The sequence below is a fragment of the Stenotrophomonas aracearum genome (genome assembly GCF_031834615.1).
Lineage (GTDB): Bacteria > Pseudomonadota > Gammaproteobacteria > Xanthomonadales > Xanthomonadaceae > Stenotrophomonas > Stenotrophomonas aracearum.
The window spans coordinates 890,801-911,937 of the sequence record NZ_CP115543.1 but is presented as its reverse complement, the minus strand read 5'-3'; the positions used below and the strand labels follow the sequence as shown (position 1 = coordinate 911,937).

20 protein-coding genes are annotated in these 21,137 nt (G+C 66.6%); 7 read left to right on the top strand and 13 right to left on the bottom strand.

Translation table 11 applies throughout. The features are described 5' to 3' along the window. The first annotated feature begins 38 nt into the window (after positions 1–38). The 4 genes from PDM28_RS04185 to PDM28_RS04170 all read left to right on the top strand — a co-directional run bounded on the left by PDM28_RS04185 (position 39) and on the right by PDM28_RS04170 (position 4,748). Positions 39–1,061, top strand: coding sequence for a zinc-binding alcohol dehydrogenase family protein (locus PDM28_RS04185; protein ID WP_311183903.1), 1,023 nt, complete (start codon positions 39–41; stop codon positions 1,059–1,061). A 158-nt stretch (positions 1,062–1,219) separates the two neighbouring features. Next, on the top strand, positions 1,220–3,253 hold the full coding sequence (locus PDM28_RS04180; protein ID WP_311183902.1) for an oxidoreductase: 2,034 nt from the start codon (positions 1,220–1,222) through the stop codon (positions 3,251–3,253). Between the two features lie 335 nt (positions 3,254–3,588). Further along, positions 3,589–4,047: a cell wall hydrolase gene (locus PDM28_RS04175; protein WP_070207575.1), complete on the top strand. Its 459-nt coding sequence runs from the start codon at positions 3,589–3,591 to the stop codon at positions 4,045–4,047. A gap of 89 nt (positions 4,048–4,136) precedes the next feature. Continuing rightward, a complete protein-coding gene (locus tag PDM28_RS04170) occupies positions 4,137–4,748 on the top strand; it encodes a glutathione S-transferase family protein (RefSeq protein WP_102944232.1) in 612 nt (203 codons plus the stop codon). Positions 4,749–4,793: 45 nt separating this feature from the next. Here PDM28_RS04170 and PDM28_RS04165 read toward each other — a convergent pair whose 3' ends face one another. The 5 genes from PDM28_RS04165 to PDM28_RS04145 form a co-directional block, all read right to left on the bottom strand. Beyond that, positions 4,794–5,288 carry a hypothetical protein gene (locus tag PDM28_RS04165; RefSeq protein WP_102944276.1) on the bottom strand — a complete coding sequence of 165 codons (495 nt, stop codon included), beginning with the start codon at positions 5,286–5,288 and terminating at the stop codon, positions 4,794–4,796. A 210-nt stretch (positions 5,289–5,498) separates the two neighbouring features. Continuing rightward, the gene (prpE, locus tag PDM28_RS04160) at positions 5,499–7,376 is read right to left on the bottom strand and encodes a propionate--CoA ligase (RefSeq protein ID WP_102944233.1); all 1,878 of its coding nucleotides are present in this window, start codon (positions 7,374–7,376) and stop codon (positions 5,499–5,501) included. Between the two features lie 112 nt (positions 7,377–7,488). After that, on the bottom strand, positions 7,489–8,103 hold the full coding sequence (locus tag PDM28_RS04155) for an RluA family pseudouridine synthase (RefSeq protein ID WP_311183901.1): 615 nt from the start codon (positions 8,101–8,103) through the stop codon (positions 7,489–7,491). 73 nt (positions 8,104–8,176) lie between these two features. Next, positions 8,177–9,163, bottom strand: coding sequence for a malate dehydrogenase (locus PDM28_RS04150; protein ID WP_070207580.1), 987 nt, complete (start codon positions 9,161–9,163; stop codon positions 8,177–8,179). Positions 9,164–9,200: 37 nt separating this feature from the next. Beyond that, positions 9,201–9,692, bottom strand: coding sequence for a peptidylprolyl isomerase (locus PDM28_RS04145; protein WP_070207581.1), 492 nt, complete (start codon positions 9,690–9,692; stop codon positions 9,201–9,203). 213 nt (positions 9,693–9,905) lie between these two features. Here PDM28_RS04145 and typA point away from each other — a divergent pair, with 213 nt between their 5' ends. Genes typA through PDM28_RS04130 form a run of 3 tightly spaced genes read left to right on the top strand, consistent with a single transcriptional unit; the run spans position 9,906 to position 13,900 of the window. Continuing rightward, positions 9,906–11,750 carry a translational GTPase TypA gene (gene typA, locus PDM28_RS04140; RefSeq protein ID WP_070207582.1) on the top strand — a complete coding sequence of 615 codons (1,845 nt, stop codon included), beginning with the start codon at positions 9,906–9,908 and terminating at the stop codon, positions 11,748–11,750. 10 nt (positions 11,751–11,760) lie between these two features. After that, positions 11,761–12,246: a DUF2127 domain-containing protein gene (locus PDM28_RS04135; protein ID WP_311183900.1), complete on the top strand. Its 486-nt coding sequence runs from the start codon at positions 11,761–11,763 to the stop codon at positions 12,244–12,246. Between the two features lie 58 nt (positions 12,247–12,304). Then, positions 12,305–13,900, top strand: coding sequence for an amidase (locus PDM28_RS04130; RefSeq protein WP_311183899.1), 1,596 nt, complete (start codon positions 12,305–12,307; stop codon positions 13,898–13,900). A 3-nt stretch (positions 13,901–13,903) separates the two neighbouring features. Here PDM28_RS04130 and PDM28_RS04125 read toward each other — a convergent pair whose 3' ends face one another. From PDM28_RS04125 to rpsM, 8 genes are all read right to left on the bottom strand, one after another. Continuing rightward, on the bottom strand, positions 13,904–15,049 hold the full coding sequence (locus PDM28_RS04125; RefSeq protein WP_311183898.1) for a mechanosensitive ion channel family protein: 1,146 nt from the start codon (positions 15,047–15,049) through the stop codon (positions 13,904–13,906). 120 nt (positions 15,050–15,169) lie between these two features. Continuing rightward, positions 15,170–16,552: a class II 3-deoxy-7-phosphoheptulonate synthase gene (locus PDM28_RS04120; RefSeq protein WP_311183897.1), complete on the bottom strand. Its 1,383-nt coding sequence runs from the start codon at positions 16,550–16,552 to the stop codon at positions 15,170–15,172. A gap of 36 nt (positions 16,553–16,588) precedes the next feature. Then, positions 16,589–17,101: a disulfide bond formation protein B gene (locus PDM28_RS04115; protein ID WP_311183896.1), complete on the bottom strand. Its 513-nt coding sequence runs from the start codon at positions 17,099–17,101 to the stop codon at positions 16,589–16,591. A gap of 753 nt (positions 17,102–17,854) precedes the next feature. Next, positions 17,855–18,238: a 50S ribosomal protein L17 gene (gene rplQ / locus PDM28_RS04110; RefSeq protein ID WP_070208998.1), complete on the bottom strand. Its 384-nt coding sequence runs from the start codon at positions 18,236–18,238 to the stop codon at positions 17,855–17,857. A 194-nt stretch (positions 18,239–18,432) separates the two neighbouring features. Further along, positions 18,433–19,431, bottom strand: a complete 999-nt coding sequence (locus PDM28_RS04105; protein ID WP_068849481.1) for a DNA-directed RNA polymerase subunit alpha — start codon at positions 19,429–19,431, stop codon at positions 18,433–18,435. 55 nt (positions 19,432–19,486) lie between these two features. Beyond that, the gene (rpsD, locus tag PDM28_RS04100; RefSeq protein ID WP_070208999.1) at positions 19,487–20,116 is read right to left on the bottom strand and encodes a 30S ribosomal protein S4; all 630 of its coding nucleotides are present in this window, start codon (positions 20,114–20,116) and stop codon (positions 19,487–19,489) included. A 14-nt stretch (positions 20,117–20,130) separates the two neighbouring features. Next, positions 20,131–20,520 carry a 30S ribosomal protein S11 gene (gene rpsK / locus PDM28_RS04095; RefSeq protein ID WP_017355427.1) on the bottom strand — a complete coding sequence of 130 codons (390 nt, stop codon included), beginning with the start codon at positions 20,518–20,520 and terminating at the stop codon, positions 20,131–20,133. 12 nt (positions 20,521–20,532) lie between these two features. Next, on the bottom strand, positions 20,533–20,889 hold the full coding sequence (gene rpsM / locus PDM28_RS04090; protein WP_017355426.1) for a 30S ribosomal protein S13: 357 nt from the start codon (positions 20,887–20,889) through the stop codon (positions 20,533–20,535). Positions 20,890–21,137: the final 248 nt, after the last annotated feature.

The following is a 21,137-nucleotide window of genomic DNA, read 5'->3' as shown; positions in this document are numbered from 1 at the left end:
CCCTATGATGAACGTGTTTCACCTCTCCAAGAGCCGATATGAACGCTGTAGGACTGACCCGCTACCTGCCCATCGACGACCCTGACGCGCTGGGCGATCTCGTCATTCCTGAACCGGGAGCGCCGCACGGGCACGACCTGCTCGTGCGCGTTCACGCGGTGTCGGTGAATCCGGTGGACACCAAGCAGCGTGCGCCGCGTGCGGGTGAGGTGTCGCCACCGCGCATTCTCGGTTTTGACGCTTCCGGCACTGTTCTTGCGGTCGGCGCGCAGGTCACTGCCTTCGCGCCGGGCGATGAGGTGTATTACGCAGGCGATGTCACCCGCCCCGGCAGCAACGCACAGCTGCAGTGGGTGGATGAGCGGATCGTCGGACGCAAACCGACCACGCTGGATTTCGCCGAAGCGGCCGCGTTGCCGTTGACCGTGCTGACCGCGTGGGAGCTGCTGTTCGAACGCATGCCGCTGCACTTCGATGATCAACACCACGTCGGGCAGACGCTGCTGGTGATCGGCGGCGCCGGTGGCGTGGGTTCGATCGCGATCCAGCTGGCGCGCCACGCGGGATTCACCGTGGTCGCCACCGCATCACGCGAGGATTCGGCGGAATGGTGCCGACGGATGGGCGCCGACCATGTGGTCGACCATCGCCAGCCCTTGCCGGCGCAGCTGCAGGCGCTCGGTATCGCCCAGGTGGAGGTGGCGCTGAACCTGGCCGACACCGACCACTATTGGGAGGTGCTGGGCGAACTGCTGGCCCCGCAGGGACATGTGGGACTGGTGGTGGAACCGCGCGGGCCGCTGCGGATCGGCGATCCCTACAAGGCCAAGTGCATTGGCATCCACTGGGAATTCATGTTCGCGCGCTCGCGGTTCCAGACCGCGGACATGATCGAGCAGCACCGCATCCTCAGCCGCGTGGCGAGCCTGGTCGACGCCGGGGAACTGCGCAGCACCGCGCATACCTCGCTGGGCACGATCAATGCGGCCAACCTGCGCGAAGCGCACCGGTTGCTGGAGGGCGGTGGGGTGACCGGGAAGATCGTATTGGAGGGCTGGTGATCCGGGTTTCACCGTAGTGCCGGCCGCTGGCCGGCTCATGGGGTCGCCAGGTCATGCGAGGGCCGGCCAACGGCCGGCGCTACCGATGTGTCGCAGGCCCTTGCGCGTGAGGGCCATTCGCGGCACCCTGCCCGCCTTCCGTACGCAAGCGTATCGACATGTCGCCAGCCGCCGAATCCACCCCCTATCCGCATCTGTTCGCCCCGCTCGACTTGGGCTTCACCACCCTGCGCAACCGGGTGCTGATGGGCTCCATGCACACCGGGCTGGAAGACCGCGCGCGCGATTTCCCCAGACTGGCGGCGTACTTCGCTGAACGCGCGGCGGGCGGAGTCGGGTTGATCGTCACCGGCGGCTACGCGCCCAACGTGGTCGGCTGGCTCAAGCCGTTCGGCGGCAAGCTGTCGTGGCCGTGGGAAGTGGGCCCGCACCGCCAGCTCACCGGCGCGGTGCACGACCACGGCGGCAAGATCTGCCTGCAGCTGCTGCATGCCGGCCGCTATGCCTACCATCCCCTGTCGGTGGCGCCGTCGAAGAAGAAGGCACCGATCAATCCGTTCACGCCGCGTGCGTTGTCTTCGCGCGGGGTGGAACGGCATATCGCCGACTACGCGCGCAGCGCGCGGCTGGCCCGCGAGGCCGGCTACGACGGCGTCGAGGTGATGGGTTCGGAAGGCTATCTGATCAACGAATTCATCGCGCCGCGCACCAACCTGCGCAGCGACCGTTGGGGCGGCGATGCACGCCGCCGCATGCAGTTCGCGGTGGAGATCGTGCGCCGCATCCGCGAAGCCTGCGGCCCGGATTTCATCATCATCTACCGGTTGTCGCTGGTCGACCTGGTCGAAGACGGCAGCAACTGGGACGAGATCGTGCAGCAGGCAAAGGCCATCGAAGCGGCCGGTGCCACCCTGATCAACTCCGGCATCGGCTGGCACGAAGCGCGGGTACCGACCATCGCCACCTCGGTACCGCGCGCGGCGTTCGCCGGGGTCACCGCCAAGCTCAAGCCGCATGTGCAGCTGCCGGTGATCGCCACCAACCGGATCAACATGCCCGACGTGGCTGAGCGCATCCTCGCCGGCGGCGGTGCCGACATGGTGTCGCTGGCGCGCCCGCTGCTTGCCGACCCGGAGTGGGCCAACAAGGCCCGCGCCGGCCGTGCGCAGGCGATCAACACCTGCATCGCGTGCAACCAGGCCTGCCTGGACCACGTGTTCGAGAACAAGACCGCCAGCTGCCTGGTCAACCCGCGCGCGGTGCATGAAACCGAGCTGGTGTACCGCCCGACCAGCGCGCCGAAAAAGATCGCCGTGGTCGGTGCCGGCCCGGCCGGGCTGGCCTGCGCCACGGTGGCCGCCGAGCGCGGCCACGCGGTCACCCTGTTCGATGCCGGCAGCGAGATCGGCGGCCAGTTCAACGTGGCCAAGCGCATTCCGGGCAAGGAGGAATTCCACGAAACGCTGCGCTACTTCCAGCACAAGCTGGAGGAAACCGGCGTCACCGTGAAGCTCGACACCCAGGCCGACGTGGCCACCCTGGCCGGCTTCGACACGGTGGTGGTGGCCACCGGCATCCGCCCGCGCGAGGTCGACTTCCCAGGCGCCGACCACCCCAAGGTGGTCACGTACCTGGACGTGCTGCTGGGCCGGGTGCAGGTCGGCCCGGAGGCCGCGATCATCGGCGCCGGCGGGATCGGCTTCGACGTGGGCGAGTTCCTGGTCCACGAGGGGCCGTCTCCGGCCCTGGACCCGGCGCGCTGGATGGCCGAATGGGGCGTGGACCCGAGCTTCGAGGCTCGGGGCGCACTGGCCCGGCCGCAACCGGAAGCCCCCGCACGCAAGGTCTGGCTGCTGCAGCGCAGCCCCGGCAAGCCGGGCGCACGGCTGGGCAAGACCACCGGCTGGATCCACCGCGCCACGCTCAAGGCCAAGGGCGTGAAGATGCTCGGCGGCGTGGAGTACCTGGGCGTGGACGACAGCGGCCTGCGGATCCGCATCGACGGCCAGGAACAGACCCTGCCGGTGAGCCATGTGGTGATCTGCGCCGGCCAGGAACCGCGCCGCGACCTGCACGCGGCGCTGCAGGCGGCGGGTGTGGACGCGCGCCTGATCGGCGGCGCGGACGTGGCCGCCGAACTGGATGCCAAGCGCGCGATCAACCAGGGCAGCCGGTTGGCGGCTGACTTGTAACGTGCCGGCCGGTTGCCGATACGACACGCGTTTGACCTGGGTAGAGCCGGCCTGTGGCCGGCTGCCTGTAGAACCTGAATACGACTATCCGCCCCACCCCTGAACCTGAATGTCAAGCTTTCCGGTTCAGGATGCGTTGCGAAATCCCCCCCTATCGTGCGCCAACTTTCCCGCTCACCACCCAGTTCGAGTGAGCGCGCGGCCCCCACGTCTTTCGGGAGCTGCTTACGGGCGGCCCCGATGGCCGCCTCCCCATGACGCCAAGTCGTACCCCCCGCCCCGTCCCGTTGATCGGATGGACAGCCAGGTGCGGCCCATACGGAGCAAGGAGATACATGAAACTGGCCTGGATACTCTGGCTGTCGCAATTGTTGCCCCAGCCGGCCGCCGATTCGTTGTGCCTGAGCACGACCGTCTACCTCGAAGCGCGTGACCAGACCCTGCGCGGCCAGCAAGCCGTTGCGGAAGTGGCACTGCGCCGCCTGGACAGCGGGCTGTGGGGCGACTCGATGTGCAAGGTGGTGACTGCGCGCAAGCAGTTCGCCCCGACCATCGTCGCGCCCGGCACCCAGCTGGCCAACAGCGACGCCTGGGAAGAAGCCATGACCGTGGCCTTCGATGCCGAGCGCAACTGGGCCCTGCCGGCCGGCGAGCGCAAGGAGATCGTGCCCGGGGCCAGCCACTTCGCGGCGCTGTCGATTGCCAACCCAAGCTGGCGCAACGCCTACCAGGTGGCCACCATCGGCGACCACACCTTCTATCGCGTGCAGAAACTCAAGCCACGCGCGTCGTAACGGTCTGTTACGGCCATACCGTTGAGGATGCGGAGGCGGCTCTGGAATAGTGGGCCGTTCATTTTTCCCGCAATCCGACGGAGTTCCCCATGAAGCTGTACAGCAAGCCCGGAGCCTGCTCCACCGCCGACCATATCGCCCTGCAGTGGACCGGCCAGCCCTATGAGGTGGAGCTGCTCGACAAGGACACGCTGAAGGCCCCGGCGTTCTTGGCGATCAACCCGGCCGGCGCGGTGCCGGCGATCGTCGACGGCAGCTTCGTGCTGACCCAGAACTCGGCCATCATGGGCTACATCGCCGACAGCTACCCGCAGGCCGGCCTGGCCGGCGACGGCAGCCCGCAGCAGCGTGCCGAAGCCAACCGCTGGCTGGCCTTCGTCAATTCGGACGTGCACCCGGCGTTCTCGCCGCTGTTCGGGCCGGGCAAGTTCATCGGCGACGAAGCGCAGTACGACGCGGTCCGCGACGCCGCCCGCAAGCGCCTGCGCGGCCTGTTCGAAACCGCCAACCGCCAGCTCGCCGACAAGCCGTGGCTGGCCGGTTTCCGCAGCTATGCCGACCCGTACTTCTACATCACCCTGCGCTGGGCGGCTGCCGCCAAGATCGACCTCAGCGGCCTGGACAACCTGGCCGCGTTCAAGACCCGCATGGAAGCCGACGCGGGCGTAAAGGCGGTCCTGCAGGCCGAAGGCCTGCAATAAAGCGCCCCCGCGAACGAAGCCCGGTGAGCCGAGGCTTCGTTCGTTTCAGGCCGGTTGCGCGTCGCTCTGCAGCAACGCGCGGGTCTCCTCCATCCAGCGGTTGGCCAGCGCCGGGCTCTTCGCCTTCGACACCGCCGCTGCCATGTCCGGCCACAGCTTTTCCAGTCCGGCCGCGTCGGTGCAGCGTTCGATCTTGAGCTGCATGAAGTAGCCCTTCAGGCCCAGGTGCTTTCGCACCGACTCGCTCATCCAGTCATACAGCTGCTTGTACAGCAGCGGGTCCTGCTCGCGACCGGCGGTGAGCGCGCGCGGCGCGCTCGGCGCCAGCGCGCCGCCGACCACTTCGATCAACCCCATCTCTGCCAGCTGCAGCAGCGCGTCATCCGGCGCGCGCAGCCCCGGCAACATGGCCGTCAGTTCATTGTCATCACGCTGACCATCGACCATCAGCAGAATGGAGCGCAGCCCCGGCAGCAGCCGACGCGCACGATCTTCGATTTCCTGACGGCCAGCGGCCGTCTTGGCATGGATGTACGCCATGTATTCCCCCTGTCCCACTTCTGCTGCCACGCCCTTCCCGGACATCTGAGCCCGGAGGTACGCCCCCTTGCGATCGCCTACTCCCCCGAGCAGCTGCCATCGGCAGGTTCGGCACATTGCCCCCGAAGCTTAACCGACGTTCATACATTGGGTTGGTGCAACGCATCAAGGGCCGGTGACCCGGGCATTGCATGCCCGGGCCCCGTGGCGTCAGCGCCCCAGCGCGCGTCGGATCTCGTCCAGCGCGCCCGGGTCGTCCAGGGTCGACAGGTCGCCGGGGTCGCGGTGTTCGGCCAGGGCCTGCAGCGAGCGGCGCAGCAGCTTGCCGGAGCGGGTCTTGGGCAGGGCGTTGACCAGGTGAATGTGCGCCGGGCGCGCCACCGCGCCCAGGCTCTGGGTGACCCGCTGCATCATTTCGGCGACCACTGCGGCGCCCTCCTCGCCCACGGCCTGCTTGAGGGTGACGAACACCAGCGGCACCTGGCCCTTCAGTTCGTCCTTGACCCCGATCACCGCGGCTTCGGCCACCAGCGGATGCCCGGAAATGCACTCTTCGATTTCCCGGGTGCCGAGCCGGTGCCCGGCCACGTTGATCACATCGTCGGTGCGGCCGAGGATGAAGGTGTAGCCGTCCTCGTCTCGGATCGCCCAGTCCAGCGAGCTGTACAACAGCTCCTTGAAGTGGCTGAAGTAGCTCTGCAGGAAGCGCGCGTCGTCGTTCCAGACCGTGCTCATGCAGCCCGGCGGCAGCGGCGGCACCATCACCAGCACGCCCTTCTGCCCCGGCTGCACTTCGGCGCCGGTGTTCTCGTCGATCACCTTCATCCGGTAACCGAGATTGGGGAAACCGGGCGATCCGAAACGCACCGGCTTGAGGTCCACGCCGGGCAGCAGGGTCAACGCCGGCCAGCCGGTTTCGGTCTGCCAGTAATTGTCGATGATCGGCTTGCCGAGCGCGTCGTTGATCCAGTGCGCGGTGGGTTCGTCGAGCGGCTCGCCGGCGAGGAACACATACTTGAGTGCGGCCAGGTCGTGGCGCTTGATGAAATCGGCGTCGTGCTTCTTCAGCACGCGGATCGCGGTGGGTGAGGAGAACAGCGTGCGCACGCCGTACTGTTCGCACAGCGCCCACCAGATGCCCGGGTCCGGATTCGTCGGCAATCCTTCGTACAACAGCGAGGTGCAGCCGCCGATCAGCGGGCCGTACACATTATAGGAATGACCGACCGCCCAGCCCACGTCCGAGGTGGAGAACATCACCTGGCCCGGCTTGCAGTCGAACACGGTTTCCATCGACTGCGCCATCGCCACTGCATAGCCGCCCACATCGCGCTGCACGCCCTTGGGCTTGCCGGTGGTGCCGGAGGTGTACAGCAGGTAGCTGGGCTCGCTCGATTCCAGCCACACCACCGGCACGTCCTGGTCGCCCACTTCGTCGCGCAGGGTGGCGTAGTCGACGTCGCGGCCGGGCACCTTCGGTTCGGCCGGGTCCAGACCACGCGACACGATCAATACATGCGGCGGCGGCGACTGCGCTTCGGCACAGGCCGCGTCGACCATGGCCTTGTACGGAATGACCTTGCCACCGCGCTTGCCGGCGTCGGCGGCGATCAGCAGCTTGGGCGCGGCATCATCGATGCGCAGCGCCAGGTTGTGCGCGGCAAAACCACCGAACACCACCGAGTGGATCGCGCCGATGCGCGCGCAGGCAAGCATCGCGAACACCGCCTCGGCCATGTTCGGCATATAGATGACCACGCGGTCGCCGCGCTGCACGTCCAGGCGCTGCAGCACCGCGGCAAACGCGTTCACTTCGCGGTACAGCTCGCGATAGGTGATTTCGCGGGTGACGTTGGTTTCGGTGGAAATGGCCACCAGCGCAAGCTGGTCCGGGCGCTCGGCCAGGTGACGGTCGACCGCGTTGTAGCAGAGGTTGGTCTGGCCCCCGACGTACCAGCGACGGAACGGCGGGTTGCTGTAGTCCAGCACCTGTTGCGGCGGCACGTGCCAGTAGATGCGGTGCGCTTCCTCGGCCCAGAAGGCTTCAGGTTCCTCGACCGATCGGCGGTAGACATCTTCGTAACGCATGACAGCCCTCCCAGACAAAGCCATGGGATCGAGCATAGTCCGATGGCAGCCGGCAGACCGTCCGACCTTGGTCGTACGGCACGCGTGCGTGGTTGCCGGCCGGCGGCCTGCACTACCAGGGTACGGTCGAGTCGAAGCGCATGGCCTGCCCGGTCAACGGGTGGGTGAACTGCAGGCTGCAGGCGTGCAGGTACACGCGCGCGGCCGGTGCGGCGCCGTACAGCACGTCGCCGACGATGGGATGGCCGAGGCTGGCCATGTGCAGCCGCAGCTGGTGGCTGCGTCCGGTCACCGGCTCGAGCTCGACGCGGGTGCGGCCTGCCTCGAGGTCGCGGGCCAACACCTGCCAGCGGGTCAGTGCGGGTTTGCCGGTTTCATGGTCCACGCGCTGCTTCGGCCGGTTCGGCCAGTCGACGATCAATGGCAGGTCGACCTCGCCGGCATCGCGGTCCAGCACGCCTTCCACCACCGCCTGGTAACGCTTGCCGACCTGGCGCTGCTGGAACTGCACCGACAGCGCCGCTTCCATCACCTTGCCGCGTGCGTGCAGCAGCAGCCCGGAGGTGACCTGGTCGAGCCGGTGCACGGTCAATGCGTCGGGATACAGCGCCTGCAGGCGCGCGATCACGCAGTCCTGGTTTTCCGGCAGGCGGCCGGGCACGGAGAGCAGGCCGGCGGGTTTTTCCGCGACCAGCAGGGCGTCATCGAGGTAATGCAGGTGGATCATGCCGCCATGGTATGCCGGATATGAAAAAGGGACGCCGAAGCGTCCCCGTTTCGTCGTTCGCAGTGCGAACCGATCAACCCAGCAGGTGGGCGACGCCGGCGCGCTCTTCTTCCAGCTCGGCCAGGGTCTTGTCGATGTACTTCTGGCTGAAGTCGTCGACCGGCAGGTCCTTGACCAGGGTGTACTCACCGTTCTCGGTGGTGACCGCAAAGCCGAAGATCACGCCTTCGGGAATGCCGTAGGAACCGTCGGACGGCACGCCCATGGTGACCCACTTGCCGTTGCTGCCCAGCACCCAGTCGCGCACGTGGTCGATGGCGGCGTTGGCGGCCGAGGCAGCCGAGGACGAACCGCGCGCTTCGATGATCGCCGCGCCGCGCTTGCCCACGGTCGGGATGAAGGTGTTGGCGTTCCATTCCTGGTCGTTGATCGCATCGGCGATCGAGGCGCCGTCGGCGGTGGCGAAGCGGTAGTCCGGGTACATGGTCGGGCTGTGGTTGCCCCACACCACCAGCTTCTCCATGCCACCGACCGGCTTGCCCAGCTTGGACGACAGCTGGCTCAGCGCACGGTTGTGGTCCAGGCGCAGCATGGCGGTGAAGTTGCGCGGGTTCAGGTCCGGCGCCGACTTCATGGCGATGTAGGCGTTGGTGTTGGCCGGGTTGCCGACCACCAGCACCTTCACGTTGCGGCTGGCCACCTTGTTCAGCGCCGCGCCCTGCGCGGTGAAGATCTTGGCGTTTTCCAGCAGCAGGTCCTTGCGCTCCATGCCCGGGCCGCGCGGACGCGCGCCGACCAGCAGGGCGATGTCGGCATCCTTGAATGCCACTTCGGCGTCATCGGTACCGACCATGCCGGCCAGCAGCGGGAACGCGCAGTCTTCCAGTTCCATCATCACGCCGCGCAGGGCGGCCTGGGCCTTGTCGACCGGCAGCTCGAGCAGCTGCAGGATGACCGGCTGGTCCTTGCCGAGCATTTCGCCGGAGGCGATGCGGAACAGCAGGGCGTAGCCGATCTGGCCGGCGGCGCCGGTCACGGCAACACGAACAGGTGCTTTCATGGGGATTTCCTCTGCTAAAAAGCTGTGTGGGAGTGGATCAGGCGGCGAGGATCTTGTTCCACTCCGCGACGCGGTCGGCCTGGGCGGCCAGCACGGCGTCGGTGTCGCCTTCCAGGGTGATCGAATGGATCACGTCGCCCTGCTTGACCGAATCGACGATGGCCTGGCCGTCCAGCACCTGGCCGAACACGGTGTGCTTGCCGTCCAGCCAATCGGTCTTGATGTGGGTGATGAAGAACTGGCTGCCGTTGGTGTTCGGGCCGGCGTTGGCCATCGACAGCGAACCGACCTGGTGCTTCACGCCGTTCTTCTCATCTTCGAACTTGTAGCCCGGACCGCCGGTGCCACGACCCTGCGGGCAGCCGCCCTGGATCATGAAGTCGGGGATCACGCGGTGGAAGATCAGGCCGTCGTAGAAGCCCTTCTTGACCAGGTTCACGAAGTTGGCCACGGTCAGCGGCGCCTTGTCGGCGAACAGCTCGACCTTGATCGGGCCCTGGGTGGTGTCGAAGGTAGCGATAAGGGACATGTGGATCCTTGGGAATTCGGGGGTGTATTGAGCCCCCTGATTCTACACCCGGCAGCAGATCGGGCATCCCCGACGATGGATGAACGGGCGGTGCCGGGGGTCCGTCCGAGGCTCCACCTGAATGCGCGGACGGGCCTTTTCGCGTTCTGTCATGAAAGCCGTATAATGATGGACTTCTTTTTCCAAATCCGGCGCCGACTGGCCCCCTTTCGCATGTCTATCGAAAATCTTCGCAACATCGCCATCGTCGCCCACGTCGACCACGGTAAGACCACCCTCGTCGACCAGCTGCTCAAGCAGTCCGGCACCCTCTCCGAGCGCACCGTGCTCGCCGAGCGCGTGATGGACAGCAATGACCAGGAAAAGGAGCGTGGCATCACGATCCTGGCCAAGAACACGGCCATCACCTGGGAAGACAAGCGGACCGGGATCAAGAACCGCATCAACATCGTCGACACCCCCGGACACGCCGACTTCGGCGGCGAAGTGGAGCGCGTGCTGTCGATGGTGGACACCGTGCTGATCCTGGTCGACGCGATGGACGGCCCGATGCCGCAGACCCGCTTCGTGACCCAGAAGGCCTTCGCGATGGGCTTCAAGCCGATCGTGGTGGTCAACAAGGTCGACCGCCCGGGCTCGCGTCCGGACTGGGTGATCGACCAGGTCTTCGACCTGTTCGACAAGCTCGGCGCCACCAATGAGCAGCTCGACTTCCCGATCGTCTACGCCTCGGCCCTGAACGGCTACGCCGGCCTGGAAGACAGCGTGCGCGACGGCGACATGACCCCGCTGTACGAAGCGATCATGCAGCACGCGCCGAAGCCGGAAGTGGACCCGGAAGGTCCGTTCCAGATGCGCATCAGCCAGCTGGACTACAACAACTTCGTGGGCGTGATCGGCATCGGCCGCATCCAGCGCGGCACCCTGAAGAAGAACATGCAGGTCGCGGTGATCGACCGTGAAGGCAAGAAGCGCAACGGCAAGGTCGCGCAGGTGCTGGGCTTCCTGGGCCTGGAGCGCATCGAGCAGGACACCGCCGAAGCCGGTGACATCGTCGCCATCTCCGGTATTCCGGAGCTGACCATCTCCGACACCCTGTGCCACCCGGAAACCCCGGAAGCGCTGCCGGCGCTGACCGTCGACGAGCCGACCATCTCGATGACCTTCCAGGTCAACAACTCGCCGTTCGCCGGCAACAAGGACCTGTCCGGTGGCAAGTTCCTGACCAGCCGCCAGATCAAGGACCGCCTGGACCGCGAACAGGTCCACAACGTGGCCCTGAAGGTGGAACAGCTGGAAGACGCCGACAAGTTCCTGGTCTCCGGCCGTGGCGAACTGCACCTGTCGGTGCTGATCGAGAACATGCGTCGCGAAGGCTATGAACTGGCCGTGTCGCGCCCGGAAGTGATCATCAAGCAGATCGACGGCCAGGCCATGGAGCCGATCGAACAGCTGGTGGTGGACATCGAAGAGCAGCACCAGGGCGGCGTCATGGAGAAGCTGGGCACCCGCAAGGGCGCGCTGAAGAACATGGAGCCGGACGGCAAGGGCCGCGTGCGCCTGGAATACCAGATCCCGGCCCGTGGCCTGATCGGTTTCCAGAACGAATTCAAGACCCTGACCCAGGGTTCGGGCCTGCTGTTCCACGTGTTCGACCATTACGGTCCGAAGGAACAGGGCGCGATCGCCAAGCGCATCAACGGCGTGATGATCGCCAATGCCCCGGGCGCCACCCCGGCGTACTCGCTCGGCCCGCTGCAGGAACGCGGCAAGCTCTTCGCTGCCGAAGGCGACAACGTGTATGAAGGCCAGCTGGTCGGTATCCACTCCAAGGACAACGACCTGACCGTCAACGCGATCAAGACCAAGCCGCTGACCAACATGCGCGCTTCGGGCAAGGACGATGCGATCCAGCTGTCGCCGGCGATCAAGTACTCGCTGGAACAGGCCCTGGACTTCATCGAGGACGACGAGCTGGTCGAGATCACCCCGAAGGAGATCCGCCTGCGCAAGAAGTTCCTGACCGAAAGCGACCGCAAGAAGGCCTCGCGCGGCTGATCGGACCCTCGTGACCGACACCGTCTACAACCCGGATCCTCACAAGCATCCGGGGCTTCACCTGATCGCCTTGCTGGAAGCCAGCAAGGCGGTCCTGGCGCTGCTGGCTGCCACCGGGCTGGAAGTCCTCGGCCCACAGCCGCTGCGCAATGGGGTCAATGCCCTGATCCGGCGTTTCAGCCTGGACCCGGATCACGGCACCCTGCCCTCGCTGCTCAACATGATCAGCCCCGATGCCGTGCACCTGGCCGCTGCCGCCATGGTCGCCTACGGCATCCTGCATCTTTTCGAGGCCTGGGGCCTCTGGCGCGCCAAGGCCTGGGCCTCCTGGCTGGGCTGCGTCACCGCCGGCATCTACCTGCCGTTCGACATCTTCGCGATCATCCGCCACCCGGGCTGGGCCTCGTGGACGGTGCTGGTGATCAACCTCATCGTGGTCGGCGTGCTCGCCCGCGACATCCGCAAGCGCCATGGCCCGGCCCACCCGCGGGCCTGAGAGTTGCCAAGCGCGGCATGCGCTGGTTAGCCTGAGCACGGGTACCGGGGATACACGGATGCGCCTGCCACTCACTGCCTTGATCCTGGCCCTGGCCTCTGCGGGCTGCACGCCCTCGCCTGCGCATCTGTTCAACCAGGCGCATGCGGCCGCGCCGGCGGACACGCCGTTCGCCTACGCGGAAACCGACATCACCCAGCTGCAGGCCGCGATGGCCGCCGGCGAGCTGGACAGCGTCACCCTGACCCGCGCCTACCTGGAGCGGATCGCCCGGCTGGACCGCTCCGGACCGCGCCTCAATGCAGTGCTGGAGCTCAACCCCGATGCGCTGAAGGAAGCGGCCGCGCTGGACGCCGAACGCCGCCGTGGACAGCTGCGTGGGCCCCTGCACGGCATTCCCCTGCTGCTCAAGGACAACATCGGCGCACGCCCGATGGCCACCAGCGCCGGCTCGCTGGCGCTGACCGGGTTCCGCCCCGACGACGCCTTCCTGGTCACCCGGCTGCGCGCGGCCGGTGCGCTGATCCTGGGCAAGACCAACCTCAGTGAGTGGGCCAACTTCCGCGCCAGCGCGTCGATTTCCGGCTGGAGCGCGCGCGGCGGCCAGACCCGCAACCCGTACCGGCCCGGCTACACGCCCTGCGGTTCCAGCAGCGGCAGCGCGGTGGCGGTCTCGGCCAACCTGGCCGCCGCCGCGGTGGGCACCGAAACCGACGGCAGCATCGTCTGCCCGGCGGCGATGAACGGGGTGGTCGGGCTCAAGCCGACGGTCGGGCTGGTCAGTCGCGACGGGATCGTGCCGATTTCCTTCAGCCAGGACACCGCCGGCCCGATCACCCGCAGCGTGGCCGACGCGGCCGCCCTGCTGACCGCGATGGCCGGCCGCGACGACGCCGACCCGGCGACCGCCACCATGCCCGGCCGGGCGGTGTACGACTACACCGCGCGACTGACCCCGGACGGCCTGCGCGGCGCGCGTATCGGGGTGCTGCATGGCCCGCTGGACCAGCTGCCCGGGGTGGCCCCGGCCCTGCAGCATGCGGTGGGCGTGCTGCGCGACGCCGGCGCGGTGGTGGTGCCGGTGCAGCTGCCGACCCAGGGCCAGTGGGAAGAGGCCGAACAGGTGGTGTTGCTGCACGAGTTCAAGGCGGGCATGCAGCGCTACCTGACCCGCCACCAGGCGCCGGTACGCGACCTGGACGGGATCATCGCCTACAACCGCGAGCACGCCGACAAGGAACTGGTGCTGTTCGGCCAGGACCTGATGGAGAGCGCCGCGCAGGCCGACGGGCTGGGCAGCCCCGCCTACATCGCCGCGCGCACCCAGGCGCGCCGCCTGGCCGGCCCCGAGGGGATCGACGCGGTGCTCAAGGCCGACCAGCTGGACGCGCTGGTGGCACCGACCACGGGCACGGCCTGGCCGATCCGCACCGGCGAGACAGACGCGTTCCCCGGTGGCAACTACAGTGCCGCCGCCGTGGCGGGCTATCCCAGCCTGAGCGTGCCGATGGCGCACGTGAACGGGCTGCCGCTGGGACTGCTGTTCATGGGCACCGCGTGGAGCGAGCCGAAGCTGATCGAGCTGGCGTACGACTACGAGCAGCGTACGCGGGCGCGGAAGCCGCCAACTTTCGGCAACGATACCCCGCGGTAACCGTCACCCCACGGTTTCGTCCACCGGCACCACCGCCGGCGGCCCGTCTTCGGCGCCCGGGGAGCGTACGTCGTCGGCCGGTTGCGAACGCGGGGTGCGGGTGGGCGGATCGGGGCGTTCGAGCAGCTCGGCGCGGGTGCGCGGCAGCGCCTGCGGGTGTTCGCGTGCGAGGAAATCGAGCATGCGTTCGCGCACGATGCAGCGCAGGTCGAAGGCGTCGCCGGAGTTACGCGCACTGACCAGCAGGCGGACCTGCAGGGTGTGTTCGCTGGTTTCGGTGACCTGGGTGACGCAGACGCGGCCGTCCCAGAGCGGCTCGCCCTTGCAGATGCGCTCGAGCTCGCCGCGGATCGCCACGATCGGTGCGCGGTAGTCCAACCACAGGAAGGCGGTGCCGAGCAGGTCGGCGCTGCGCCGGGTCCAGTTCTGGAAGGGGTTCTCGATGAACCAGGTCAGCGGCACCACCATGCGCCGCTCGTCCCAGATGCGGACGACCACGTAGCTGCTGCCGATCTCCTCGACACGCCCCCATTCGCCTTCGACGATCACCACGTCATCCAGCCGGATCGGCTGGGTCAGCGCAATCTGCAGGCCGGCGATGAGGTTGCCGAACACCGGCTTGGCCGCGATGCCGGCGACCAGGCCGATGATGCCGGCCGAAGCCAGCAGTGCGGTGCCGATCTGGCGGACCATCGGGAAGGTGAGCAGCACCATGGATGCGCCGACCAGGATGATCGCGCCCATCAGCACGCGGCTGAGCACGCGGGTCTGGGTCTGGATGCGGCGCGCTTCCAGGTTGTCGGCGACCTCCATCGGGTTGTCGCGCAGGATCGCCTGTTCGCCGGCGGCCACGGCGCGCACCAGCAGCCAGATGAAACAGGCGGTGAGACCGATATGCAGCAGGCGCAGGGACTGGTCGAGCCAGCGCCCGTCTAGCGGGGTGGCTTCCAGTGCGGGTATCAGCACCAGCATCGGTAGCGCGAAGGCGAGCGGTCGACTGATCACGCGCGCGATGCGCGCACGCCGGTAGTCGCGCCCTTTGAGCCGACGGGTCAACAGCATCAGCAGCCACCACCCGGTGATGCCCACCGCCAGCGCGATTCCGATCGGCCACAGGTACGCCGAGGCCATCTGCCAGTCCACTCGCATGCGTGCTCCCGCATTGATTCAAATACGGGAACCACGTTGCCAGAACCGGGATGATCGTCATGTAGGGACACGCCACGCGTGTCCGTGGGGCAACCCGGAGTTTCAGCCACGCGGCGGCATTTACGCCGTCGCGCCCCCCTGCTTGCGCACGATCGCCATCGCAATCTCCAGCGACTGTTCGTAGTTCAGGCGCGGATCCACCGAAGAACGATAGGCACGCTCGAGGTCGCGCTCGGTCAGTTCGCGCGCGCCACCGGTGCACTCGGTGACATCTTCGCCGGTCAGCTCGAGGTGTACGCCCCCCAGGCGGGTACCGGCGGCGGCATGCAGGTCGAACGACAGTTCCACTTCGCTACGCACGTTGTCGAAGCGACGGGTCTTGAAGCCGTTGCTGGTGCTTTCGGTATTGCCGTGCATGGCATCGCACACCCACAGCACGCGACGGCCATCGCGCTTGACGGCGTCCAGCAGCGGCGGCAGCTTTTCGGCGATCTGCGCCGCACCCATGCGATGGATGAAGCTGAGGCGGCCGGGTTCGTCGTCGGGGTTGAGCACGTCGATCAGGCGCAGCAGCTGGTCGGGCTGCACGGACGGACCGACCTTGATCGCAATTGGATTACGCACGCCACGCAGGTATTCGACGTGCGCGCCATCGAGTGCGGCGGTGCGCATGCCGATCCACGGGTAGTGGGTGCTCAGGTTCAACCAGCCGTGCTGGCGCGGCACCTGGCGGGTCAGCGCCTGTTCGTAGGGCAGCAGCAGGGCTTCGTGCGAGGTGTAGAAGTCGATCCGGTTGAGGTTGTAGACCTGCGCACCGGAGAGGGTCTCCATGAAATGCACGGCGTCGCCGATCGAGGAGACCATCTTCTGGTAGTCGGTGGCCAGCGGCGAGTGCCGTACCCAGTCGAGCTTCCAGTACTCGGGATGGTGCAGGTCGGCGAAGCCGCCATCGATCAGGGCGCGCACGAAGTTCATGGTCATGGCCGAGTGCGCGTGGGCCTGCAGCATGCGGCGCGGGTCGGGCAGGCGCGCGGCTTCGCTGAACTCCGGCGCGTTGATGACGTCGCCGCGGTAGCTCGGCAGGGTGACGCCATCGCGGGTCTCGATGTCGGCCGAGCGCGGCTTGGCGTACTGGCCGGCGAAACGGCCGACGCGGATGACCGGCTTGCGCATGCCGTGCACCAGCACCAGGCTCATCTGCAGCAGGACCTTGAGCCGGTTGGAGATGGTGGTGGATTCGCAGTCACTGAAGTTCTCGGCGCAGTCGCCGCCCTGCAGGAGGAACCGTTTGCCTTCCTGGGCGTCGGCGAGCTGCTGCTTGAGCGCGAGGATCTCCCACGAGGTCACCAGCGGCGGCAGGCGCTTGAGTTCATGCAGCGCGGCGTCAAGCGCGACCGGATCGGGATAGGTCGGCATCTGCAGCGCGGGCCGGCCGCGCCAGCTCTCGGGCGACCAGTGGGTCGGCACGGAAGCGTTGGGGGTGGCGCGGTCGGAGGCAGTCATCGCAGTATCCAGTCAATCGAGGGGGTCAACAGAAAATCAGTGGCGGCGGGCAACGCGGCGGAAGCTGACCAGCAGCGCCCACAATCCCAGCAGGCTGAACCAGACCAGGCTCCACATGGGCATGGTCAGGCCAAGGAAGGTCCAGTCGATGTTGCCGCAGTTGCCGGTACCGGTCAGCACGGTGCGGAACACTTCGAACGGGCCCATGGTTTCGCTCAGGAACGACAGCGGCGGCCCACAGCTGGAACCCATGTCCTGCGGCAGCATCTGCACGTACACGTGGCGCCCGGCAATGCCGATACCCACGGCTGCGGCAATGAAGGCCAACACGCCATAGGTGATCCGCCCAGGCCGGTCGCGCGGGCCATGCAGTGCGCCGATCAGGAACAACAGGCCCAGCGCGGCGAACGCGATGCGCTGGAAGATGCAGAGCGGGCACGGCTCGAGGCCCATCTTCAACTGCAGCCAGATCGCGTAACCCAGCAGGGCGGCGCAGACCAGGAAACCCAGCAGGAACTGGGCGCGGTAATTCCAGCGCAATGGATTCATTGCAGATACTCGTGAATAGTCCAGGCGCCAAGATTAACAGGGTGGTGATTGGGTTGGTTTGGAGACGATTGCCGTATGTCGGTCGGGGGTTGCCGACTGCGCTGTTGCGGTTGGTTTTGGGCGAACAGCCGCGCAGCCGAAACGTTCAGTGCCCGGCGGCGCCGGGGGTGGGTTTGCGGGGTCGCCGCAAGTACGTCCATGTAGGCTAAGTCGCGGCATCCATGCCGCTCATTCCCCCGCAAACCCACCCCCGGCACCGCCCCGAATGTTGCGTCGGTGCGCATGGGGCCCAATGGCTGGGCGCGGGAGGTCGCGATCTGAGGCACGCCGGGCACGCCCGGCCCTACTTCGTTGGGGAAGAGCAGCCGGGCCCTGCCCGGCCGCCTGGCGGAGAGGCGCCGGGCGCAGCCCGGCATCCAAACGATCGCGACCTCCCACGCCCGGCCGATGGGCCCTACGCACACCGACGCACTGTGGGGGCGCCGCCCGGTGTGGGTTTGCGGGGGGCTGAGCCGCATGGATGCGGCGACGCAGCCTACAAGGACGTACTTGCGGCGACCCCGCAAACCCATACCGGGCGGAGCCCGGACCGACGCAACGATCAGCGTGCAGCTGTTCGCCAAAAACCAACAGCGAGCCGGGCAGCGCCCGGCTCTACGCAGCAATCAGTAGCACGCACCAAACAGCAGCCAACAAAAAACCCGGCACAAGGCCGGGTTTCTCGATGATTCTTGGGGTACCGCCAGTCGAAGATTATTCTTCGACGGCTTCGGCAACGGCCGGACGGTCAACCAGTTCCACGTAGGCCATCGGCGCGTTGTCGCCGGCGCGGAAACCGCACTTCAGCAGGCGCAGGTAACCGCCCGGACGGTTCGCGTAACGCGGGCCCAGGGTGGTGAACAGGTTGCCCACGGCTTCGTTGTCGCGCAGACGGGCGAACGCCAGACGGCGGTTGGCGACGGAGTCGACCTTGGCCAGGGTGATCAGCGGCTCGGCGACGCGGCGCAGTTCCTTGGCCTTCGGCAGGGTGGTCTTGATCAGCTCGTGCTTGAACAGCGACGCGGCCATGTTCTTGAACATCGCTTCGCGGTGGGCGCTGGTACGGCTGAACTTACGGCCGGATTTCATGTGACGCATGACGGGTATTCCTTCAAAGAATGTTGGATCGGTTGGGTTTCGCTGTCGCCTTCCCGGCGTTGCTGCTTGGACTGCGGATGGTCCGGTGCCGGCCCTCCTGGCCGACCGTCACCGCAGGCTGGTGCCTGTCGGTGCGAGATGCTGCGGGTAAAGCCCCCGCACCCGAAGGTGCGGGGTAAAACTGTGACACTCGATCAGCCGAGCATGCCGTGCTGGGCGACACCGGCCGGCGGCCAGTTCTCCAGCTTCATGCCGAGCGAAAGACCACGCTGCGCGAGGACTTCCTTGATCTCGGTCAGCGACTTCTTGCCGAGGTTCGGGGTCTTGAGCAGCTCCACTTCGGTCTTCTGGATCAGATCGCCGATGTAGTAGATGCTCTCGGCCTTCAGGCAGTTCGCCGAACGCACGGTCAGTTCCAGGTCGTCGATCGGGCGCAGCAGCACCGGATCCACGCCGTTGTTGGCCGGCTTGGCCGCACCGCGGTCGCGGTGGGTGAAGTCACCAAACACCGACAGCTGATCGCTGAGGATGTCGGCGGCGGTGCGCACGGCTTCCTCGGCATCGATCGTGCCGTTGGTTTCGATGTCCAGCACCAGCTTGTCCAGGTCGGTACGCTGTTCGACGCGGGCCGCTTCCACCGAATAGGCGACGCGACGGACCGGCGAGAACGAGGCGTCCAGGACCAGACGACCGATGGCACGGGTTTCTTCGTCCGGACGACGACGCGCGGCCGCCGGCTGGTAGCCGAAACCACGCTCGATCTTCAGGCGCATGTTGACTGCCGTGTCCTTGGTCAGGTGGCAGATGACATGATCCGTGTTGAGGATCTCGACGTTGTGGTCGACCTTGATATCGGCAGCGGTCACGACACCCGGACCCTGCTTGGACAGCGACAGAGTAGCGCTGTCGCCGGTGTGCATACGGATCGCCACGTCCTTCAGGTTGAGCAGGACTTCAAGAACGTCCTCCTGCAGGCCTTCGAGGGTGGTGTACTCGTGCAGGACGCCGTCGATCTCGACTTCCGTGATGGCGAAGCCCGGGATGGACGACAGCAGCACGCGACGCAGGGCGTTGCCCAGCGTATGCCCGTAACCACGCTCCAAGGGTTCGATAACGACCTTGGCGCGGGTGTCGGTAAGGCGTTCGATCTGCGGACCGCGAGGACGCAGAACCTGGTTGGCGGTAACCGTCATGTTGCGGGTTCTCCTAGTGAACCCCCGGCCGTCGCCGGGGGCTCTCCAATGTGAATTACTTCGAATACAACTCGACGATCAGCGCTTCGTTGATATCCGCAGGCAGGTCCGAACGATCCGGCACGGCCTTGAAGATGCCGGCGAACTTGCCTGCATCGACTTCGATCCACGACGGACGCAGGTCATGCGTGCTGGACACAGTCAGGGCTTCCTGCACGCGCAGCTGCTTGGCAGCCTTCTCGGACAGGGCAACAGCGTCGCCAGCCTTGACCTGGTACGAAGCCAGGTTGACCGACTTGCCGTTCACGGTGACACCGCGGTGCGAGACCAGCTGACGGGCAGCCGGACGGGTCACAGCGAAGCCCATGCGGTAGACAACGTTGTCCAGGCGGGTTTCCAGCAGCTGCAGGAGGTTCTCGCCGGTGTTGCCCTTCTTGGTCGAGGCCTTCTTGTAGTAGTTGCGGAACTGACGCTCCAGCAGACCGTAGATACGCTTGACCTTCTGCTTTTCACGCAGCTGGGTGGCGTAGTCGGACAGCTTGCCCTTGCGGGCGGTCGCGCCGTGCTGGCCGGGCTTCTGCTCCAGCTTGCACTTGGAGTCCAGCGCACGGGCCGGGCTCTTGAGGGAAAGGTCGGCGCCTTCGCGGCGGGCGAGCTTACAGGTAGGACCGATATAACGAGCCATTTCTTATCGCTCCTTTAGACGCGACGCTTCTTCGGCGGACGGCACCCGTTGTGCGGGATTGGCGTCACGTCGATGATGTTGGTGATCTTGTAGCCCACGTTGTTCAGCGAGCGCACGGCCGACTCACGACCCGGACCCGGGCCCTTGATGCGGACTTCCAGGGACTTGACGCCGTAGTCGAGCGCGGCACGGCCGGCCTTCTCGGCAGCCACCTGGGCAGCGAACGGGGTGGACTTACGCGAACCGCGGAAGCCAGCGCCACCGGACGTCGCCCACGACAGAGCGTTGCCCTGGCGGTCGGTGATGGTCACGATGGTGTTGTTGAACGAAGCGTGGACGTGGGCAACGCCGTCAGTGACGACGCGCTTGATCTTCTTCTTGGTCTTAGCGACGGGCTTAGCCATTTCTTAGGTCCCTTACTTCCTGATCGCCTTGCGCGGGCCCTTGCGGGTGCGGGCGTTGGTACGGGTGCGCTGACCACGCAGCGGCAGGCCGCGACGGTGACGCAGACCGCGGTAGCAGCCCAGGTCCATCAGGCGCTTGATCGCGATACCGATTTCACGGCGCAGATCGCCTTCCACGATGTACTTGGCCACTTCCGAGCGCAGACGCTCGATTTCCGGCTCCGACAGATCGCGGATCTTGGTGGTCGAGGTCACGCCTGCAGCGTCGCAGACCTTCTTCGAACGGGTACGGCCGATGCCGTAAATGCTTTGCAACCCGACCCAGACATGCTTCTGGGCTGGCAGGTTGACGCCTGCAATACGCGCCATGACGCGGTTCTCCAGCTGAGTGATGGCCGACAGCGCACCTTGGAGGCGCGCGGTTCCGGCGGGATGGATCAAAAATTGAACCAGCAATACTAACAAGGTTCCGGTGTGCTTGGAAGCCCGTGAAACCTGAAAGGTTTCATGGACCCGGCCCAGGGAGTGTGCCCAGGCTCCGGCGCCGGACCAGGTTGACCTCGATGGAAGGACCCTTGCGAGCCCTTCCGCCGGTGCCGCCCGCGCTACTCCAGCGC

Bases quoted from the DNA above. Each gene is read 5' to 3' on its own strand.
- rpsK (WP_017355427.1), bottom strand. From the start codon at position 20,520: ATGGCTAAGCCCGTCGCTAAGACCAAGAAGAAGATCAAGCGCGTCGTC.
- PDM28_RS04175 (WP_070207575.1), top strand. From the start codon at position 3,589: ATGAAACTGGCCTGGATACTCTGGCTGTCGCAATTGTTGCCCCAGCCG.
- rplQ (WP_070208998.1), bottom strand. From the start codon at position 18,238: ATGCGTCACATGAAATCCGGCCGTAAGTTCAGCCGTACCAGCGCCCAC.
- PDM28_RS04120 (WP_311183897.1), bottom strand. From the start codon at position 16,552: ATGACTGCCTCCGACCGCGCCACCCCCAACGCTTCCGTGCCGACCCAC.
- PDM28_RS04165 (WP_102944276.1), bottom strand. From the start codon at position 5,288: ATGGCGTACATCCATGCCAAGACGGCCGCTGGCCGTCAGGAAATCGAA.
- typA (WP_070207582.1), top strand. From the start codon at position 9,906: ATGTCTATCGAAAATCTTCGCAACATCGCCATCGTCGCCCACGTCGAC.
- PDM28_RS04180 (WP_311183902.1), top strand. From the start codon at position 1,220: ATGTCGCCAGCCGCCGAATCCACCCCCTATCCGCATCTGTTCGCCCCG.
- PDM28_RS04130 (WP_311183899.1), top strand. From the start codon at position 12,305: ATGCGCCTGCCACTCACTGCCTTGATCCTGGCCCTGGCCTCTGCGGGC.
- PDM28_RS04150 (WP_070207580.1), bottom strand. From the start codon at position 9,163: ATGAAAGCACCTGTTCGTGTTGCCGTGACCGGCGCCGCCGGCCAGATC.
- PDM28_RS04115 (WP_311183896.1), bottom strand. From the start codon at position 17,101: ATGAATCCATTGCGCTGGAATTACCGCGCCCAGTTCCTGCTGGGTTTC.
- prpE (WP_102944233.1), bottom strand. From the start codon at position 7,376: ATGCGTTACGAAGATGTCTACCGCCGATCGGTCGAGGAACCTGAAGCC.
- rpsD (WP_070208999.1), bottom strand. From the start codon at position 20,116: ATGGCTCGTTATATCGGTCCTACCTGTAAGCTCGCCCGCCGCGAAGGC.
- PDM28_RS04125 (WP_311183898.1), bottom strand. From the start codon at position 15,049: ATGCGAGTGGACTGGCAGATGGCCTCGGCGTACCTGTGGCCGATCGGA.
- PDM28_RS04105 (WP_068849481.1), bottom strand. From the start codon at position 19,431: ATGACGGTTACCGCCAACCAGGTTCTGCGTCCTCGCGGTCCGCAGATC.
- PDM28_RS04155 (WP_311183901.1), bottom strand. From the start codon at position 8,103: ATGATCCACCTGCATTACCTCGATGACGCCCTGCTGGTCGCGGAAAAA.
- PDM28_RS04145 (WP_070207581.1), bottom strand. From the start codon at position 9,692: ATGTCCCTTATCGCTACCTTCGACACCACCCAGGGCCCGATCAAGGTC.
- rpsM (WP_017355426.1), bottom strand. From the start codon at position 20,889: ATGGCGCGTATTGCAGGCGTCAACCTGCCAGCCCAGAAGCATGTCTGG.
- PDM28_RS04170 (WP_102944232.1), top strand. From the start codon at position 4,137: ATGAAGCTGTACAGCAAGCCCGGAGCCTGCTCCACCGCCGACCATATC.
- PDM28_RS04185 (WP_311183903.1), top strand. From the start codon at position 39: ATGAACGCTGTAGGACTGACCCGCTACCTGCCCATCGACGACCCTGAC.